The 16,624-nt window shown below is 70.2% G+C and carries 15 protein-coding genes and 1 pseudogene; 9 read left to right on the plus strand and 7 right to left on the minus strand.

Annotated elements, in window-relative coordinates; all coding sequences use genetic code 11:
- The first annotated feature begins 183 nt into the window (after nt 1-183).
- The 3 genes from ACFC09_RS01235 to ACFC09_RS01245 all read left to right on the plus strand — a co-directional run bounded on the left by ACFC09_RS01235 (nt 184) and on the right by ACFC09_RS01245 (nt 2,784).
- The gene (locus tag ACFC09_RS01235) at nt 184-960 is read left to right on the plus strand and encodes a GvpL/GvpF family gas vesicle protein (RefSeq protein ID WP_376522531.1); all 777 of its coding nucleotides are present in this window, start codon (nt 184-186) and stop codon (nt 958-960) included.
- A 178-nt stretch (nt 961-1,138) separates the two neighbouring features.
- Entirely contained in the window at nt 1,139-2,260 is a 1,122-nt protein-coding gene (locus ACFC09_RS01240) for a lipid II:glycine glycyltransferase FemX (RefSeq protein ID WP_376522533.1), read from the plus strand.
- On the plus strand, nt 2,260-2,784 hold the full coding sequence (locus ACFC09_RS01245) for a hypothetical protein (protein WP_376522534.1): 525 nt from the start codon (nt 2,260-2,262) through the stop codon (nt 2,782-2,784). Before ACFC09_RS01240 ends, ACFC09_RS01245 begins: the two co-directional genes overlap by 1 nt.
- Nucleotides 2,785-3,241: 457 nt before the next feature.
- On the opposite strand, the gene ACFC09_RS01250 is transcribed toward ACFC09_RS01245, so the two are convergent.
- The 7 genes and pseudogenes from ACFC09_RS01250 to ACFC09_RS01280 form a co-directional block, all read right to left on the minus strand.
- Nucleotides 3,242-4,759, minus strand: a complete 1,518-nt coding sequence (locus tag ACFC09_RS01250; protein ID WP_376522536.1) for an MFS transporter — start codon at nt 4,757-4,759, stop codon at nt 3,242-3,244.
- Nucleotides 4,760-5,260: 501 nt separating this feature from the next.
- Entirely contained in the window at nt 5,261-5,764 is a 504-nt protein-coding gene (locus ACFC09_RS01255) for a MarR family winged helix-turn-helix transcriptional regulator (RefSeq protein ID WP_376522538.1), read from the minus strand.
- 280 nt (nt 5,765-6,044) lie between these two features.
- On the minus strand, nt 6,045-6,467 hold the full coding sequence (locus tag ACFC09_RS01260) for an SRPBCC family protein (protein ID WP_376522539.1): 423 nt from the start codon (nt 6,465-6,467) through the stop codon (nt 6,045-6,047).
- A 53-nt stretch (nt 6,468-6,520) separates the two neighbouring features.
- Complete coding sequence (locus tag ACFC09_RS01265) at nt 6,521-7,534, minus strand: aldo/keto reductase (protein WP_376522540.1); 1,014 nt, start codon at nt 7,532-7,534, stop codon at nt 6,521-6,523.
- Between the two features lie 240 nt (nt 7,535-7,774).
- Nucleotides 7,775-8,569: an SDR family NAD(P)-dependent oxidoreductase gene (locus tag ACFC09_RS01270; RefSeq protein ID WP_376522542.1), complete on the minus strand. Its 795-nt coding sequence runs from the start codon at nt 8,567-8,569 to the stop codon at nt 7,775-7,777.
- 62 nt (nt 8,570-8,631) lie between these two features.
- Nucleotides 8,632-9,456, minus strand: coding sequence for an aldo/keto reductase (locus ACFC09_RS01275; RefSeq protein WP_376522544.1), 825 nt, complete (start codon nt 9,454-9,456; stop codon nt 8,632-8,634).
- A gap of 369 nt (nt 9,457-9,825) precedes the next feature.
- Nucleotides 9,826-11,007: pseudogene (locus ACFC09_RS01280) on the minus strand (MFS transporter); the annotation flags it as partial.
- 175 nt (nt 11,008-11,182) lie between these two features.
- Between ACFC09_RS01280 and ACFC09_RS01285 the strand changes: the two are divergent.
- The 6 genes from ACFC09_RS01285 (at nt 11,183) to ACFC09_RS01310 (ending at nt 16,585) form a co-directional block, all read left to right on the plus strand.
- Nucleotides 11,183-11,650 (plus strand): MarR family winged helix-turn-helix transcriptional regulator, encoded by a 468-nt coding sequence (locus tag ACFC09_RS01285; protein WP_376522546.1) that lies wholly within the window; start codon nt 11,183-11,185, stop codon nt 11,648-11,650.
- A gap of 190 nt (nt 11,651-11,840) precedes the next feature.
- Nucleotides 11,841-13,742 carry an alkyl/aryl-sulfatase gene (locus tag ACFC09_RS01290; RefSeq protein ID WP_376522548.1) on the plus strand — a complete coding sequence of 634 codons (1,902 nt, stop codon included), beginning with the start codon at nt 11,841-11,843 and terminating at the stop codon, nt 13,740-13,742.
- Nucleotides 13,743-13,833: 91 nt separating this feature from the next.
- Nucleotides 13,834-14,268, plus strand: a complete 435-nt coding sequence (locus ACFC09_RS01295; protein WP_376522550.1) for a hypothetical protein — start codon at nt 13,834-13,836, stop codon at nt 14,266-14,268.
- Nucleotides 14,269-14,469: 201 nt separating this feature from the next.
- On the plus strand, nt 14,470-15,093 hold the full coding sequence (locus tag ACFC09_RS01300; protein ID WP_376522552.1) for a DUF6230 family protein: 624 nt from the start codon (nt 14,470-14,472) through the stop codon (nt 15,091-15,093).
- Nucleotides 15,094-15,180: 87 nt separating this feature from the next.
- On the plus strand, nt 15,181-15,735 hold the full coding sequence (locus ACFC09_RS01305) for a DUF6114 domain-containing protein (RefSeq protein ID WP_376522553.1): 555 nt from the start codon (nt 15,181-15,183) through the stop codon (nt 15,733-15,735).
- Nucleotides 15,725-16,585: a hypothetical protein gene (locus ACFC09_RS01310; RefSeq protein ID WP_376522555.1), complete on the plus strand. Its 861-nt coding sequence runs from the start codon at nt 15,725-15,727 to the stop codon at nt 16,583-16,585. Before ACFC09_RS01305 ends, ACFC09_RS01310 begins: the two co-directional genes overlap by 11 nt.
- Nucleotides 16,586-16,624 lie beyond the last annotated feature (39 nt).

Below are 16,624 nucleotides of genomic sequence, written 5' to 3' on the forward strand. Positions count from 1 at the left end.
CCCCCGGCCCGTCTCGGCCGCCCCTCATGAACCGCGTGAGCAACATTCGGCCACACATAGCGAGTCCGGCCCCGGCACCGGCACCGGCACGGTGAGAGCACCGGAGCACGAAGGCGAGAGGAACGAAGGAAGGGCGAAGGAAACGCGAGGAAACGCGAGGAAACCCGAACAAGGGGAGCAGCAGTGACTACGTACGTCTACGGGATCACGGCCGCATCGCACCCCGCGCCACCGGAAGGCACGGTCGGCGTCGGCGACCCGGCCCGCCCGGTCCGCACGCTCACCGAGGGTGAACTGGCGGCGGTCGTCAGTGACGCGCCCGAGGGTCTGCGTCCCGAGCGAAGAGACCTCCTGGCCCACCAGAACGTACTCACCGAGGTCGGCGCGGCCGGCTGTGTGCTCCCCATGCGGTTCGGCAGTGTCGCTCGCGACGACGACACCGTCACCGACGTGCTCGTACAACGGGCCGGCCACTACCAGGAGCGGCTGCGGGCGCTGAGCGGCATGGTCGAGTACGACGTCAGGGCCAGTCCCGTCGAGAAGGCCGTGCTGCACCGTGTGATGAGCCAGAACGCGGAGATCCGGGACCTGACGGAGGCCAACCGCCTCGCGGGTGGCGGCAGTTACGAGCAGAAGGCCCGGCTCGGCGACATGATCGTGTCCGCGGTGCGGGCCCAGCAGGTCGAGGACGTCGCCGCGGTGACGCGGACTCTTAAGGCGCAGGCCGCCGCCGTCAGTGCCGGGCCGGAGTCGACGGGCAGCCTGGTCGCCATGGCCTTCCTGGTGGGACGGGACACGGCACCGGCGTTCCTGGCGGCCGTGGAGGACGTGCGGGCGAACCTCCCGCATCTGGAAGTGCGCGTCAACGGTCCGCTGCCGCCGTACAGCTTCGTGGAGCCGGGTCCGTCCGAGCCCGCGGACCGCACGGCGGGCAGTGCGTACCCGGGAGCGGGGCAGTGACCTGCCGTCGTCGTCCCGTGGCCGCACTTCGGCACTGGGCAGCAGCGTCCTGAAGGATCCAGGACTTCCTCCCCGAGCCGACTCCAGCACGTGCTGAGCAGCCGTGACACGTACGTCTGTGAGATCCCGAGCCGCTCTGCGTCTCAGTAGGCTTGTGCGTCGTACAAAGGAGTTGCGCATGAGCTATCACGTCAAGGCGATCACCCGCGAGGAACATCTGGCCTTCGTCACGGCTCGTCCCTCGGTGAGTCACATGCAGGTTCCCTCATGGGGTGACGTGAAGCCGGACTGGCGGGCGGAGAGTCTGGGCTGGTTCGACGGGGGCGGCGGCCTCGTCGGCGTCGGGTTGGTACTGCTGCGGCCGTTGCCGAAGCTGAAGCGATACCTGGCGTATCTGCCCGAGGGCCCGGTCATCGACTGGGCCGCCGCTGACCTGGAGCGGTGGCTCGAACCGATGCTGGCGTACTTGAAGCGGCGCGGCGCGTTCTCGGTGAAGATGGGGCCGCCCGTCGTCACCCGCCGCTGGAGTGCCGAGGCGGTCAAGGCCGCCATCGCCGACCCGCAGGCCGGGCGGCTGCGGGACGTGGCGGCCACCGCGCACGAACCCCAGGCCCTGGACATCGCCGACCGGCTGCGCCGGCTGGGCTGGCAGCAGACCGAGCCCGGCGGCGAGGACGGATTCGCGGCGGGCCAGCCGCGCTACGTCTTCCAGGTCTCCTTCGCCGGGCGCACGCTGGAGGAGATCCAGCGCGACTTCAACCAGCAGTGGCGGCGCAACATCAAGAAGGCCGAGAAGGCCGGCGTCACCGTCGTCCAGGGCGGCTACGAGGACCTGCCCGTGTTCTACGACCTGTACGCCGAGACGGCCGAGCGGGACCGGTTCATCCCCCGTCCGCTCGCCTACTTCCAGCGGATGTGGACCGTGCTGCGGGCCGAGGACGAGAACCGTATGCGCCTCTACCTCGCCCAGCACGAGGGGGGGATCCTCGCGGCCGCCACCATGCTGACCGTCGGCGAGCACGTCTGGTACTCCTACGGCGCCTCCACCAGCCGCAAACGGGAGGTCCAGCCGAACAACGCCATCCAGTGGCGGATGATGTGTGACGCCCACGAACTGGGCGCCGGCGTCTACGACTTCCGCGGCATCACCGACACCCTGGACGAGGGCAATCACCTGCTGGGGCTCCTGCGGTTCAAGGCGGGCACCGGCGGCCAGGCCGTCGAATACCTCGGTGAGTGGGACTACCCGCTCAACAAGGTCCTGCACAAGGCCCTGGACGTCTACATGTCCCGCCGCTGATGCGTTCCGACGGGATGCGTCCTGTCGGGGCGCGTCCTGTCGGGGCGCGTCCCAGCAGGCACCCGGTCATCGCACCGACGCTGTTCCGCGAGCGCGGCTTCGTCGTCGGCCTGGTGATCGTGGCCGGGTTCTACGCGTCGCTCAGCGCGTTCGTCCTCGTCATCAACCTGCTGCTGCAACAGGGCCTGCACCGGACGCCGCTGCGCACCGGCCTCACGCTGATCCCCTGGGCCCTCGGCACCGCCGGCGCCGTCCTGCTCGCCGACGCCGTCCTGCTCGCCGGCGCCGTACTCGCCGAGAAGCTGGGCCGCTCCAGCCTGCACCTGGGGCTGTCCATCACCGTCGTCGGCCTGCCGGCCCTGTGGTGGTCCGTCGCCCACTGGGGCACCGACATCACCGTCTGGAAGCCGGCGCCCTCGAACGCGGGATCATTCGCTGTCCCCGCGCACGACCGCAGCGTAACGTTCTCCCAACTTGGTCCGCAGAACTTGGAGTTGCCCGGCGGCCACGGCCGCGACATGTGACGACGCGGGCTGCAGACTGGTCGTCTCCCACCAGTCCGTGTCGACTCGACCGCCGCTCAGCCGCGCCCGGATCAACGTGTCGATCTCCGTCACGTGCTGCGCGAAAGCCTGCGCCCATTCCTGCTCGTCCGGCCGGAGGAACGGGGAACGCCGCAGAAGCAGGAGGTTGACCTGCGTCAGCCGACTCGTCTCGTCGACGGCGGCCGGATCCCGGCGGGACATGGCCGTACGTTGCGCCTCCTCGAAGTCCGACAATGCCTCCCACACCTCTTTCAGGGGGCGTCCGGGGAGGGGAGGCCGGGGGCATGGTCCTCGGCCGCCTGGATGTGCTCGGTGGCGGCGGCGAAGGACCCGGCAGGTCCGGCCGCAAGCCGAGCCAAGACCACGGGCCAGGCTCGGACTTCGGCTTCCGCTTCGGCTTCGGCTTCGGCTTCGGCGTGCGCTCGGCTTCGGGGCTTCAGTGCCTTGCGTCGGAGTGCGGTTGGGAGTGTGCTTCTGCCGGTGTGCTCCGTGCCACGATGCGGCTCTTTTCGGGGCGCAGTGCCCTGAGGAGGATCGGGACGGTGACGAGGGCGAAGCCGGCACTGATCCAGATGACGACGTGCAGGGCCGTGGTGAAGGCGTCGGCCGCCGTCGCGGAGGTGGTGTGCGAGCCGCCGTTGAGGGCGTCGGTGACGGCCTCGGGGTTGTCGACCTTGCCGGCGAGCTGGGAGGAGGTGACCGAGATCAGGAGGGATCCACCGACGGCCGCGGCGGCGGTGTCGCCGGTGAGGCGCATGGCGTTGAACATGCCGGCGGCCATGCCGGCCCGGTTGAGTTCCACGGTGGAGACCGCGGCGCCGTCGAGGATGGCCAGGGTGATGCCGTAGCCGACGCCGGTGAGGAGCAGCGGTCCGGCGAGGGCACCGATACCGATGTGCGGCTCGATGGTGGTCAGCCAGGCCATTCCGCCGGCTACGAAGACCATGGCGGTGGTGAGCTGGGTCCGAACCGAGAACCACCGTCCCAGTTGGGCGGCCAGGAGAGGGACGACCAGGGTGGGCGCGGTGAACAGGACGAGGATGGCGCCGGCGTGCAGGGCGCCGTAGCCCTCGACCGCGCTGAAGTAGGTCGGGAGCAGGACGAGCAGCGGCAGGAGAGTGAAGGCCAGCGCGACGGCCGTGATGGTGATGCCGGTGAAGCGGGAGTTGCGTAGCAGGGCGAGGTCGAACATCGGGTTCTTCTGGTGCTTCTCGGCGAAGTAGAACGTCGTGAGGAGCAGCACACAGCCGATCAGGGAACCGATGACCGGGCCGGATCCCCAGCCGAAGGCGGGTGCTTCGATCAGGGCGAAGATCAGCAGGAACAGACCGCCGGTGAAGGTCACGGTGCCGACCAGGTCCAGCCGCTTGGCGTGGGGGTTGCGCGATTCCATCAGGAAGGGGGTGAGGAACGTGACGACGAGTCCGAGTACGGCGGGTATGGCGAAGACTCCGCGCCAGTTCATCGCGGAGAGCATGCCGCCGGAGATGAGGGGGCCGAAGGCCAGCCCGGCTCCCAGAGCGGTGCCGAAGACGGCGAAGGCACGCGCCCGTTGGGCTCCTTCGAAGCGCGAGGCGATGAGGGTGGAGCCGGCGGTCAGGGTCGCTCCCGCTCCCAGGCCACCCGTGACGCGGGCGATGTCGAGCAGAATGATCGAGTTGGCCAGGACGCAGACGATGGCGGAGGCCGTGAACAGCGCGACACCTGCCTGGAAGACCCGCCGTCGGCCGAACTTGTCGGCCAGCGCCCCGAAGGCCAGCATCAGTGAGGCGAAGCTGAGGTTGTAGCCGCTGATCACCCACTGTAGGGACTGGGAGCTGGGGTGGAGGTCCGAGGAGATGTCCGGCAGTGCGACGCCGGCGCCCGTGAGCGCCACGGGGAGCAGGAACACCCCCACGGAGACGACGAGCAGGGTGAGCCATGCCGGGCTCTGGCGTGATGAAGAGTTCTTCATCTGTGATGAGTGCTTCATAGCACAAGGACTCTACAAGGGGCTGCACATCAAAAGCTCAGCACAGGATGTGACACGTATCACTCGATGTGGATATTTGCGGACATCTACCCTTTTATCGCCTGCAAAGAAAATGAATAACTCCCCTTCGGGCAAGACTTCTTCATCATTGATGAACTGCTCAATACGCGACTCGCCTCACTGCCGGTGACTTGAGGCGATGGCCGGGTTTCGGGCGGAGCGAGGTGCGCGGCGCCACCGCTGGACGATCAGAGCCTCGACGGTCCCGCGTCGTGGCGAGCCTGGTCGTGGACGGCGGCGCCGACCAGCCGTGGCGGATCAAGTCCAGCGCGGTGTCGCGAGTGCGGGGGAGCGGGGTTCACGTACGAGTGACTGCCCGACGGTCCGTACCCGTCGGGTGCTGCCTTCAGCAAGAAGGCGGCGCGCTGGACAAGCCACCGCGCCGCCGTGGCCGGCGTACGACCGGCCTGACGCGTCCGCCGGTCAGTCGGCGCTTCCGTCGACCGTGGTGGCGGGCGCGATCTCCGCCACCCGGTCGAGCAGCCGCACGAGCATCTGATAGTCCAGATCCGACAGCCGCTCGCGGAGACTTTCCTCGATGCCCACGGCGAAGCGCGCCGCGCGTTCCGCCAGCTCGGCACCCTCCTCGGTGAGGGAGACGAGGACCACGCGTCCGTGCTGCGGAGAGATCCTGCGCTCCACCAGCCCCATCGACTCCAGCTTCTTGATCATGCTGTTCATCGTCTGCGAGGTGACCAGCGCCTCACGGGACAACTGCGTGGGCGACTTCTCCACGCCACCCAGGAGGTAGCTGAGCGTCTTGCACTGCGGGACGGTCAGACCGAGGTCACGGGAGAGTTCGGCTCGGCGGGCCACCAGCGCCTGCTCCGCCCGCCTCAGGTGAAAGCTCAGGCCGGGTTCGGCCTCAAGCGCCTTGAGGATCAACTCATGGTCCGTCTGCTTCATCACAGTGATCCAGCCTTCCATGAGCTCGGTGTACGCCTTGCCTACTCGTTCGTGCAGACTTTCCTGCACGAACGGAGAGGCCGAAGCATCCTTGCATTGTACATACCGCATCATGGATGAAGGATTCTTCGACGCATTGACGCATCGACGCATCGACGCATTCGAGTGCCGGGCTGACCACGCCACGGGGCGGAGCGGTCTCGCGCGGAGAATCAGCTCCTGCGAACGGCCCCGGTTCTCCACTCACCGCAAGGGTGACGGGGTCCGGTCGGACGTCCGGCCGGACCCCGTCACAGGCCGTTCACCGCCGCTCGATCGCCGCGGTCAGGGCGTCGAGGCCGTCCCGGTAGATGCCGGTGAACAGGGCTTCGACCTCCTCGTCGGTCACGCCGTCGGGAACGAAGCGTCCGCTCCACTGGACCTCGGCCGCCTCCGGCCTGCCCGGCAAGGCGTGGACGCGGAGGGTGGCCTCGTAGCCGGTGACGGGGAACGGCGTCCGCAGGAAGGTGTAGCTGTAGGAGCGCTCCAGCAGGTCGTACGCCGTCATCTGCTCGATGATCACTTCGCCGTCGGCGCTGGTCAGTCGGCGTGCGCGGCCACCCTGCTCGGAAACGCTCTCCTGGATGAAGGGCAGCCAGTCGGGCAGGGAGTGGAAGCCGCCGATCAGGTTCCAGACCTCATCGGGGGAGGCTGGGACGACGCGGCTGACGGAAGTGGATGCCATGGACGGGTCCTTCGTGCGTCGGGCTGGGGTTCTTGTGTCTTGTGGGGTGCGGGTCAGGCGCCGGCCGGCAGCGGGGCGGCCGGGTCGACCAGGCCGGCCTCCCGCAGGTCGTGCCAGAAGGCGACGGGGATCTCCTCGCGCAGGGCCGCGAGGTCCTCGGCGATGCGGGAGGGACGGGTGGCGCCGGGGATCGCGGCCACGGCGGCCGGGTGGGCGAGGGAGAACTGAAGCGCGGCGGCCTTGACGGACACGCCGTACCGTTCGGCCAGTTCCCGGATGCGCCGGACGGTCTCCAGGATGTGCGCGGGGGCCGGCTGGTACTCGAAGTGGGTGCCGCCGACCAGGACCCCGGAACTGTAGGGGCCCCCGACGACCATGTCGACGCCTTGTTCCACCGCCGCGGGCAGCAGCCGCTGCAACGCCCGGTGATGGTCGAGCAGGGTGTAGCGGCCGGCCAGGAGGAACCCGTCGGGGCGCGGCTCGTCCAGGGCGAGGGTCAGCTCGACGGGCTCCACTCGGTTGACGCCCAGCCCCCACGCCTTGATCACACCCTGGTCGCGCAGGTCGTCCAGGACCCGGAAGGCGCCGGTGCGGGCGGTCTCGAACTGGGCGAGCCAGTGGTCGCCGTGGAAGTCCTGGGCGATGTCGTGCACCCAGACGATGTCCAGCCGGTCGGTGTCCAGCCGCCGGAGGCTGTCCTCGATGGAGCGGTTGGTGGCGTCGGCGCTGTAGTCGTCCGTCATCCTGTTGGGACGGCCGTGCTCGAACAGGCCGCCCTTCTCGCCCAGGTCGCGGGTGGCGGGGTCCTCCACCTCGTCGTGGACGACACGGCCGACCTTCGTGGACAGGACGAAGGAGTCCCGCGGCTGCCGGGACAGCATCTCGCCGAGCCGGATCTCGGCCAGTCCGGCGCCGTAGAACGGGGCGGTGTCGTAGTAGCGGATGCCCTGGTCCCAGGCGGCCCGCAGGGTGGCCTGCGCCTCGTCCTCGGGGATGGCGCGGAACATGTTGCCCATGGGGGCGGTGCCGAAGCCCAGCGGGCCGGGCAGCAGGTGTTCGAGGCTCATCAGGAGCCCCCTTTCGTACGTGATGGTGAACAGCTCGGCGCCACCGTCCGCGAGAGCCACCGGCCACCGGCCACCGGAGCCACAGTCTGCAAGTGCCACAGTCTGCAAGTGCCGCCGTCCGCAAGTGCCGCAGTCCGCGAGAAGGGAGGAAACAGGGACCGGGACCGGTGACCGGTGGGTGGCTGGTTGCTGGTGGCTGGTGGCTGGTGACCGCCGGCCCGGGATCGGGCGGCGCCGGGCTCAGGGCAGGATGGAATCGACGTAGCCGCCGTCGGCGCGCACGGCGCCGCCGGTGGTGGCCGAGGCGTGGGGCGAGGCGAGGTAGACGACCAGGTTGGCGATCTCCTCCGGCTCGATGAGGCGTTGCAGCAGGGACTGCGGGCGGTACTTGACCATGAACTCGTGCTGCGCCGCGTCCCAGGGCAGTTCGTCACCGACGAGTTCGCGGACGAAACCTTCGACCCCGCCGGTGTGGGTCGGTCCGGCGATGACGGAGTTGACGGTGACGCCGGTGCCCGCGGCGTCCTTGGCGAACCCGCGGCTGACGGCGAGCAGGGACGTCTTCGTCATGCCGTAGTGGATCATCTCGGCGGGGATGGCCACGGCCGAGTCGCTGGCGAGGTTGAGGACACGCCCCCAGCCCCGCTCCTTCATCGCGGGCAGGTAGGCACGGATGAGCCGGACGGCGGAGAGCACGTTGACTTCGAAGTAGCGGCGCCATTCGTCGTCGTCGATCTCCAGTGGCATGGCGGCGCCGAAGATACCGAGGTTGTTGACGAGGATGTCGACCGTGGGCACCACCTCCAGTACGGCGGCGGCGCCCCGCTCGGTCGCCAGGTCGCCCACGGCGCCGGTGACGTCGTCGCTGCCGGACTCGGCCCGTACGGTGCGGACGGCCTCCGCGACGCGCTCCTCACCGCGGCCGTTGACGACGACGCGGGCGCCCGCGCGGGCCAGGCCGTCGGCGATGGCCAGGCCGATGCCCTGGGTGGAACCGGTGACCAGGGCAGTACGGCCGGAGAGATCGATCTGCATGAGGCGTTCCCGTCGTCGAGGCGAGGAGCGGCTGTCTCGGTACCGGCGCTCCGGGGCGGTCGTCAGTTGAGGGTGTCGGGGTCGGGGCCCGTGCGCAGACCCCGGTCGAGGCCCGTGAGGGCGGTCATCTCGGCGTCGGTGAGGCCGAAGCCGAAGACGTCGAGGTTCTGCCGGATGCGGTCGGGGGTGACGGATTTCGGGATCACAATGTTGCCGCTCTGCAGGTGCCAGCGCAGGACGACCTGCGCCGGGGTTACGCCATGCGCCGCGGCGATTCGCACGATCGCCTCGTCCCCGAGCACCGCGCCCTGGGCCAGGGGGCTCCATGCCTCGGTGGCGATGCCGTGCTCGGCGTGGAAGGCGCGCAGCGCGGTCTGCTGAAGGCCGGGGTGCAGCTCCACCTGGTTGACCGCCGGGGTGATACCGGTGTGGTCCAGGAGCCGCTGGAGGTGCGGGACCTGGAAGTTCGAGACGCCGATGGCGCGGGCCCGCCCATCGGCCAGGATCTCCTCCAGGGCCTGGTAGGTCTCCACGTACAAGTCGCGGGCCGGGGTGGGCCAGTGGATGAGGTAGAGGTCGACGTGGTCGAGGCCGAGCTTGTCCAGGGAGGCGTCGAACGCGGCCAGGGTCCGGTCGTGTCCCTGGTCGGCGTTCCACAGCTTGGTCGTGACGAACAGTTCCTCGCGGGGCAGGCCGGCGGCGGCGATGGCCTTGCCGACGCCGCGTTCGTTGCCGTAGATCGCGGCGGTGTCGATGCTGCGGTAGCCGGCCTCCAGGGCGGCGGCGACCGCGGCGGTGGTCTCCTCGTCGGGGACCTGGAAGACGCCGAAGCCCAGCTGCGGCATGGTCACGCCGTTGTTGAGCGTCACGTTCGGTACGGAAGTCATCAGGGGTCCTTCTTCGAATTCGGTGGTGCGGTTACTGGGGGCCTGAACGAGGGCCTGGACGGGGGCCTGAGCGGAAGCTTCCGGAGCAGGCCACCGACGGTCCGCGGGCAGGTCGGTCGGAGAGAGCGGAGAGAGCGGGGAGAAAGGCGAGAGGGGAGGGTGAGACGGGAGAGCCGGTACGGGTGATCAGGAGCGGATGACTCCGGTCGTGGCGGAGGCGACGCCACCGTCGATAACCGGGGCCGAAGCGACGCCACCGCCGGAAACCGGGACGGAAGCGACGCGCCGATCGGAAGCCGCGGCGGGATCGGCATGGGTGCCGGGCCTGCCGTGGCCGGAAACCGCAGCGCGGGCGGAAACCGCAGCGCGGTCGGGGCCCGCCGGGGCCGAATCCCCGGTGGCGCCGGGGCTCCGCAGCTCAAGTCGGTGCGAGAGGACCGCCAGGACCAGCGCGGCGGCGGCCAGGACGGCCCCGACGGCATTGGGCGCGGCGTAGCCGAGGCCGGCGGAGATCACCAGGCCGCCGAGCCAGGCGGACAGGGCGTTGCCCAGGTTGAAGGCACCGATGTTGGCCGCCGAGGCCAGCGTCGGCGCGCCGTGGGCGTGGTCCAGGACGCGCTTCTGCAACGGCGGCACGGTGGCGAAGCCGAAGGCGCCGATGAGGAAGACAGCCACCACGGAAGCGGCCTTGCCGGAGGCCAGGAAGGTGAACAGCAGCAGGACCAGCGCCAGGCCGCCCAGCGCGGTGTAGAGCATGGGCATGAGCTTGCGGTCGGCGAAACGGCCGCCGGCGAGGTTGCCCGCCACCATGCCCAGCCCGAAGACCACCAGCAGCCAGGTGACGGAGGATTCCGCGAAGCCGCTGACCTCGGTCATCATCGGCGCGATGTAGGTGATGGCGGCGAACACGCCTCCGAAGCCGAGGACCGTCATGGCCATGGCCAGAACGACCTGGACGTTCCTGAAGGCGGCTACCTCGTGCCGCAGGTGCACGCCCTGCGGCTTGGGCACGTCGGGGACGAGCTTGGCGACGCCGGCCAGGCCGAGGACACCGAGGCCCGCGACGATCAGGAAGGTCACGCGCCAGCCGGCGCTCTGGCCGACGAACGTGCCGAGGGGCACGCCGACGACATTGGCCACGGTCAGACCGGTGAACATCAGGGAGATGGCACCGGCCTTCTTCTCCGGCGCCACCAGTTCGGCGGCGACGACGGAGCCGATGCCGAAGAAGGCGCCATGGGCCAGTGCGGCCACCACGCGGCCGATCAGCATGACGGCGAAGACCGGGGCGACGGCCGAGATGAGGTTGCCGAGGATGAACAGGCCCATGAGCAGCATGAGCATGTTCTTGCGGGAGATCCTGGTCCCGAGGACGGTCATGATCGGTGCGCCGAACATGACGCCGAGGGCGTAGCCGGTGACCAGGAAACCGGCCGTCGGTACGGACACGCCGAGGTCCGCGCCGACCTGGGGCAGCAACCCCATGATCACGAATTCCGTGGTGCCGATTCCGAAGGCCCCCATGGCGAGGGCCAGCAGTGCGAGCGGCATGACGAGGGTCCTTTGACATGCGGGAGGGGAAGATGCGTGAGCGCCTTACACGCATGGACAATAGTTGCATGCGCCGTCTATTGCAAACGCGGGTATAGTGATGAGAGTGATTGTGGTACGGCGGCAAGCTCCGGCCGGGGCCTCCGCTCGTACGACCGGACCCAGGGAGCTGTTCATGACCGCCACCGACCCCGCGTTGACCGCGCTGGCGCACAGCTGGTCCGCGCTCTCACTGCTGCACGGACGCATCGAGAGCAGCGTCGAACGCGCGTTGCAGAGCGCACACCGGCTGAGTGCGCGCGAGTACTCGCTGCTGGACGTGCTCAGCCGCCAGCACGACGGCGAGGGCGGGCATCTGCAGATGCGGCAGGTCGCCGACTCCGTCGTCCTCAGCCAGAGCGCCACCACCCGGCTGGTGACCCGGCTGGAGGAACGCGGCCTGCTCGCGCGCTACCTGTGCCCCACCGACCGCCGCGGCATCTACACCGACGTCACCGACGCCGGCCTGCGCCTGCTGGAGGAGGCCCGCCCCACCCACAACACCGCCCTGCGCGACGCCCTCCGCCAGGCGGCGGCCGAACCCACGCTCGCTCCCCTGGTCCACGTCGTCCAGCGACCGCGGAGCGGTTTCCAGCCGGTATGAGGTCCGGCCGCGGGCGCCTCCGCCGCGGACCGGCCGGTCACCGGCGCTTCCGCCGCGGACCGGCCGGTCACCGCCGGCTACCCGAATGGCGTCCGCCCGATCGTGCCGCCGGCGAAGCCGGTCAAGGGTGGTGGGTGTCCGTGACCGCCGGTTTCGCCGGTCCTCGCACGCCGCCCGCAGGGAGATCCCGATGTCCCAGACCCTTGACGCCAAGCCCGCCGAGCAGCAGATCTCCGGGGCCAACGCGGCGGTGCGACAGCGGTTCGCCTTCGACGACACCCAGGACCTCAAGGACGCGCGGCGAGGTTTCCTCGGCACGGCGGAGGAAAGCGTGATCCGGGACCGCGACGGGCGTGCGGTGTGGGACCTCGACGCCTACGGGTTCCTCGGCAAGGACTGCCCGGACACGGCCAATCCGAGCCTGTGGCGGCAGAGCCGGCTCTGCTCCGACCACGGCCTGTTCGAGGTGGCCGAGGGCATCTACCAGGTGCGCGGCTTCGACCTGTCGAACATGACGATCGTCGAGGGCGACCGCGGCATCCTGGTGATCGATACGCTGCTGTGCGCCGAGACCGCGGCCGCGGCGCTGGCCCTGTACCGCTCCCACCGCGGCGACCGCCCGGTGAGCGCCGTGCTCTACACCCACAGCCACGCCGACCACTTCGGCGGGGTACGCGGTGTCGTCACCGACGCGGAGGTCGCGGGCGGCGTGCCGGTGTTCGCGCCGCACGGGTTCCTGGAGCACGCGGTCAGCGAGAACGTCTACGCGGGTACGGCCATGAGCCGCCGCGCCGCCTACATGTACGGCGCGGCGCTGCCGAAGGGCGGGCGCGGGCAGGTCGGTGCGGGCCTGGGACAGACGACCTCGACCGGTGCGGTCGGGCTGATCCCGCCGACCGTGGACATCACCCATACCGGGCAGACGGAGACCGTCGACGGAGTCCGGATGGTCTTCCAGCTGACCCCCGGCACCGAGGCACCCGCGGAGATGAACATCCACTTCCCCGACCGGGCCGCGCTGTGCATGGCGGAGAACGCCACCCACAACCTGCACAACCTGCTCACCCTGCGGGGCGCGGAGGTCCGCGACCCCCGGGTCTGGGCGCGCTACCTCACCGAGGCCATCGATCTCTTCGCGGGATCGAGTGACGTGGCGTTCGCCTCGCACCACTGGCCCACCTTCGGCCGCGAACACGTCATCGAGTTCCTGAGCGAGCAGCGCGACCTGTACGCCTACCTCCACGACCAGACCCTGCGCATGCTCAACCAGGGCCTGACCGGTCTGGAGATCGCCGAGCAGATGCGACTGCCCCCGGCGCTGGAGCGGGCGTGGCACACCCACGGCTACTACGGCTCCGTCAGCCACAACACCAAGGCGGTCTACCAGCGCTACCTGGGCTGGTTCGACGGCAACCCGGCACATCTGTGGGAGCACCCGCCGGTCGAATCGGCGCAGCGGTACGTCGAGTTCATGGGCGGCGCGGACGAAGTCCTGCGCCGCGCCCGCCGGTCCTTCGAGGACGGTGACTTCCGCTGGGTGGCCCAGGTCGTCGACCACGTGGTGTTCGCCGACCCCGGCAACGCCGAGGCCCGCACCTTGCAGGCCGACGCGCTCGAACAGCTCGGATACGGCAGTGAGAACGGCACCTGGCGGAACTTCTTCCTCATGGGCGCCCACGAACTGCGTCACGGCTCGGTCGGCACGCCCACCGTCACCGCCTCGCCCGACGTGGTGGCAGCCCTCTCCCTGGACCAACTCTTCGACGCCCTGGCCATCCGGGTGGACGGCCCGCGCAGCTGGGACGCGGACATCACCGTCCGCTGGAACCTGACCGACGGCGAGCAGCACACCCAGCGGCTGCACAACGGCGTCCTCACCCACGTCACCGGCACCGGGCCCGCTGCGGCCGACCCGGACATCGAGGTCACCCTCGCCGAGAGCGACCTGCGGGCCGTCCTGCTCGGCACGGTCGGCCCGGCCGACCTGGCGGGCCGGGACACCGTCAAGATCTCCGGTGACCCCGGCAGACTCACCGAACTCCTCGGTCACCTCGGCACCGCGGACCCGGACTTCGCCATCGTCACCCCGTGAGCCGACTGCTCGGCGGGGCGCCGGCCACCCGGCGCCCGGACCGACGGGCCGCCGGGCCGGGCGCCGGTGCGACGACTGCTTCGCCGCCGGGTTGATCCTGCTGGTGGGCGGCGAGCTGATCCGGGGCAAGCGGCACGACATCCTGCTGGTGCTGCGCACCCCGGCGCTGTCCTGCGCGGCGATGGTGCTGACCTTCCTGGCCACCACGCAACTCCCCCTCCAGCAGGCCATCGTGCTCGGCGCGGTCCTCTCCCTGCTGCTGTACTGCGCGCAAGCGGCCCGCCAGGCCCGCTTCCTTGGCGGACGGCTGATCCTCGCGGGCGTCACACCCGGCCTCGGCCGCGTGCTGCGGATGACCGGCATCGACGGGGACCTGAGTCCGGGCGGAGTCGTCCCCGCCGAGGGCGCCGTGTTCGACCCCCTGGACCGGGCGTTGGAGGACGCGCGGGCCTGGATCGCCGACCGGGCGGGTACGACGACGGCGGGCGCGGACAACCGTCACGAACCGCCCGCCCCGCCGCCCTGACCGACACCCGGCCTCGCACCACTCGAACGGCCCGGCACCGGCTGTCCCCCGAAAGGCCCAGTAGAAGTTGCATCACCCGCACGGCGGTCCTGACATGCAGCCGGTTGACCCACACGGAAGCCTAGGATCCGTACCGGACAACAGAAACATGTCCCTCTCACAGGGGATCCGGACGGGCTCATTTCCAACGAAGGAGACGGGATGCCGCACCACGTCGGCAGAACCCGTTGGCGGCGCTTCGCGACCATCCTCGTGCCCGCCGTCGCGGTCTGCGCCACCCTCGGCATCGCCATGGCCCAGGGCGTGCTCGCCGCCTCCTTCCTCATCTCCGGCCAGAGGTTCCAGGTCACCGCGGACACACTGACCGCCCGCGGATTGAGCATCTACGGCATGGTGGACGTGGCCAAGAAGGGCGAGAAGGTGCCGGTCCTGGTCACCGGAGCCCGGCACGCCACCATCGGCGGGCTGTGCGAATCCGTACCGATCGACATCCCGGGCCTGGGCTCGCACACACTGAAGGTCACCGGCGGCAACGACCGTCCGGCCGAAGCGTCGAACATGTTCCTCGACGCGACCTTCGAGGCAGCCGGGCAGGCGAACTTCAAGGGCGTCGACATCGGCATCGCACAGGGAGAGATCACCAAGGGGCCGATCGACCCGGGCGACCGCGACTCGCGCTTCTTCGACCCCAGCGGCTTCGGGCAGCAGGCCGATTCCGTCTCCCTGACCGACGTACGGGTGACCGCCGTCGCGGTCTCCGCCGGCACGTTCAACGTTCCCGGCCTGCGTGTGGAGATCACGCAGGGCGACCACGCATGTTTCTGACCCCCGTCCGCCGAACGCCCCGACCGGACTCCCGCACCCGCCGTGCACGGCCCCCGGCGCAGACCGCACCGCTGATCAGGACGACACGTGATCACCAGCTACTTCCGCAGGCACCCCCGACCGCACGGCACAGCGGCACACGCCCGGTACAGGTTCAGAACCTGGCGCGGTGAACGTCCCTTCTGGGCCGGTCTCTTCACCTTGCTGGCGGGGCTGCCCATCCTGTACTGGCCCTACGCGCACCTCGACCTGGCCGGGATCCCGCTGGCCCTGTCGACCACCTCCGGAGCCGGATCCCTGATCATCGGGATGCTGCTCATCACCCAGGGCCTCACCCTCTGGTACCGCCGGCACCTGCGCGTGTTCGCCGGGATCGCCACCCTCCTGCTCACCCTCGTCTCCTTTCCCGTCGCGAACTTCGGTGGCCTCTTCCTCGGGCTGGCCTTCGGCCTGCTCGGCGGCTCCCTCGCCTGCTCCTGGATCCCGCCCGACCCCACCGGACCCACGACACCCACGACACCTACGACACCTACGACACCTACGACACCTACGACACCTACGACAGCAACGACAGCAACGACAGCAACGACCAACCGCGCCTCCAAGGCCGTTCCCACGGGAGATTCCCGACGTGGCGACTGACCACCACAGCACGCGGTCCACAGGCTCGCCCCGGCCCCGGCCCCTCGCGTGCGCGCTCGCCGTGGCCGTCGTACCCCTGGCCCTGCACTTCCCCACCCCCGGACCGGCCGACCCCTTCTCCCCCCGTGGCGACACCGACAGACCCATGACGCTGCCGAGCCTCCTCCCGCGCCCCATTCCCACCGCACCACCGGAGCCGGACGCCACACCGTCCGCCACGAGCACCGTCCCGGACCCTGCCTCGCCGCTCCTCCCCGGCCCCGGCCGGCCGTCCGCACCCACTGCGCACACCTCCGCACACACCTCCGCGAACACCCGGCCGGCCACCACCGAGCCCTCGGCGACGCCCTCCCCCGCGCCCCTCGACCGGCTGCCCGCCCGCCCCGCGAACACCTCGTGGGTCCTGCGCGCCGACCGGCTCGTCCTCCGCTCGCTCCACTTCCACGGCGTGGTCACCGTGCGCACCACAGCCGGGTCCGTCCGGGTACTGAAGTTCACCGCGCGCTCGGTGGACGCCGCCGCCCTCGATCTGGCCACGGACGGCGGACGCACGGCGCTGCGGCTGTCGGCGGGACCCGGAACCACGTCCACGCTCACGGGCCCCGGCAACGACGGCGTGGTGACCCTCTACGTCCGCAAGCTGTCCGGCAGGGTCACGGCCCTCGGCGGCGCCCCGCTCCCCGCGGACCGCACCGTCGCCATCACCCCCGACGCCGTACCCACCTGGCTGGCGCACCAGGCCGCCGCCACCCGCACGATCACCTTCACCGACGCGGCCGTGTCCCCTCTCGCCCAGTTCGGCGGCACCCTGTCGATCACCGGGCCGCGCCTCCACACCGGACCCGGGTGATCGACGGGCCGGTGGTCAGTGCCTCGTTGGCATCCGTCT

Source organism: Streptomyces sp. NPDC056161 (assembly GCF_042268025.1).
Taxonomy (GTDB): Bacteria; Actinomycetota; Actinomycetes; order Streptomycetales; family Streptomycetaceae; genus Streptomyces.